This is a genomic window from Streptomyces flavofungini, assembly GCF_041028215.1.
In the GTDB taxonomy this organism is placed as follows: Bacteria; Actinomycetota; Actinomycetes; order Streptomycetales; family Streptomycetaceae; genus Streptomyces; species Streptomyces flavofungini_B.
On the sequence record NZ_JASKYR010001025.1, the window covers coordinates 1 to 2,223 of the forward strand.

The following is a 2,223-nucleotide window of genomic DNA, read 5'->3' on the forward strand; positions in this document are numbered from 1 at the left end:
GGCGGGCAGCGGCCAGAGCGGCGAGAGCGCCACGCGGCGGCGCACGGCCCGCCGGGCGAGCAGGACGGCGCCCGCGGCCAGGGCGACGGTGCGGATGCGGGGCATGTCAGACGGCTCCGTTCGGCTGCGCGCCCGCGGCGGCCCGCTCGGCGGCGGTGGCGGCGGGCGACGCGGCGAGATAGGCCACGGCCTGCTCGGTGCTGCCCTCCTGGGAGGGGTGGTAACTCCGGCTCAGATAGCGCGGGATGGAGCGGAGCATGGCGCCGGTGGAGGGCAGGGTGCCCGCGCGCCCGCTGCGGTGGAAGTCCCTGAGGCTCGCGCGGCCGTCGACGAGCGTGGGGTCGTTCGCCATGAAGAACCGCGATCCGCGCTGCCAGAGGAAGACCAGGGCCGTGAACGCGGTCGCCCAGGTCCGCGCCCGCCGCCGGTAGCTGCCGTCGACGTGCATGAAGAGCTCGAAGGCGACGGAGCGGTGCTCGACCTCCTCGGCGCCGTGCCAGCGCAGCAGGTCGAGCATGGTCGGGTCGGCGCCCCTGCGGTCCAGCTCGTCGGCGTTGAGCACCCAGTCGCCGAGGAAGGCGGTGTAGTGCTCGATGGCGGCGATGATCGCGACACGCTCCATCAGCCACCACCGGCGCGGCTTCCCCGGCGGCAGCGTGCGGTCGCCGAGCAGCTTCTCGAAGAGCCAGTCGACCTGCGCGGTGTACGGCGTCGGGTCGAGCCCCTGCTCCTTGAGGTGCGGCAGGACCTCGTCGTGGGCCTGCGAGTGCATGGCCTCCTGGCCGATGAACCCGATCACGTCCTCGCGCAGCCGCTCGTCCCGTATGTACGGCAGGACCTGCTTGTAGACGTGCACGAACCAGCGCTCACCGGCGGGCAGCAGCAGATGCAGCACGTTGATGGTGTGCGTGGCGAACGGGTCGCCCGGCAGCCAGTGCAGCGGGGTGTTCTCCCACGAGAAGGAGACGTTGCGTGCCTTGAGCGGTATGTGCTCGGACGCGACGGGCTCGGGCAGCCGGCTCTGCGTATTAGACATGGCGTCAATGTACTGATGGGTAGGGCGGCCGGTACAGGGGTGTGCGGCGGGAACTTCACCCCCTACCGCAGCGTCTTCACCGCAGTGCCGTCGGCGAGGGTGCCGGTGAGCCGCGCCTGGGTGCTGCGCTCGGTCCTCGCCGCCAGGAGATTGCCCCGCACACGGCTGCCGCCGGTCGCGCTGACCGAGGTGACGTTCTTGCTGCCCGCGCCGAGGACGTACCAGTTGCCCGCCCGTGACTTCCACAGCACACCCGCGAGGACCTTCGCGTCCCTCGCGCCGCAGGCGAGGGAGTCCTCCGCCTTGGCGGCCACCGCACCGGCGGCCCCCTCGGCCGTCTGGAAATGGGCGAGCGTGCGGTTGCCCGCGCCCCGCCAGGTCTCGGCGCGGGTGCAGACCCACTGGGCGGCGCCATTGGCCTCGGGGAGCACCTGGCGCGCGTACTGCCAGGAGTTCACCGACCGCACGCCGTTGGAACGGACCGAGGCGAGGGAGCACGCCGTCTTGGCCCAGTCGGCGGGCGCGGCCTCGCGCGGCGCCCCGGGGTGGCCCGCCGTGAGCCGCGCCGGGGTCAGCTCACCGAGGTCGGTGGAGGTGCGCACCGTGCCGGACGCCTCGCGCAGCCGCAGCGCGTTCCACGAGGTGCACCTGCCGGTCGCCGGGGGGCCCGCGAACGGGGCCGTGACGCCGTCCTTGTCGCGCTTGAGGGCGAGGGGCCGTCCGGCGGGCTTCAAAAGGTCGCCGACCGAGGCGGAGGTGACCCAGGGCGCCGTCAGATAGCGGATGTTGCCGTCGGCGCGGTTGACGACGACGGCGCTCGCCTCGGCCCCGGTCGCGCCGTCCACCCGGGCGAAGTCGAGGGCGGCACCGCCCGTGCCCTCCTTCGGCTCCGCGTACCGCACGATGCGCAGACCGTCGTAGAGCAGCACGACGCGCGCGGCGTCCACCTCGCCCGCGTAGAGCAGTTGGGCGGGGCCGGGGGGTGCCCCGCTCGCGGTGCCCGGGGTCGCGGAGACCTGCACGGACCCGCCGGGCCGCGCCCAGACGGCGAGGGCGCGGCGCAGCAGCGCCTTGTCCCCGGTGAGTCCGCCGCGCGCGGGCCAGGCGGCGAAGTCCTCGCGAGCGGAACGTTTCCACGCCCCGGCGGCGGCCGTCGTGAGCTGGTCGGGGTCGAGCGCCGCCTGGCC

At 74.2% G+C, this 2,223-nt stretch carries 1 protein-coding gene and 1 pseudogene; both read right to left on the minus strand.

Translation table 11 applies throughout. From position 1 onward, the window contains the following. Positions 1–106 precede the first annotated feature (106 nt). Entirely contained in the window at positions 107–1,036 is a 930-nt protein-coding gene (locus tag AB8Z36_RS37960; RefSeq protein WP_369217925.1) for a metal-dependent hydrolase, read from the minus strand. A 62-nt stretch (positions 1,037–1,098) separates the two neighbouring features. After that, positions 1,099–2,223, minus strand: a pseudogene (locus tag AB8Z36_RS37965) (hypothetical protein); the annotation flags it as partial.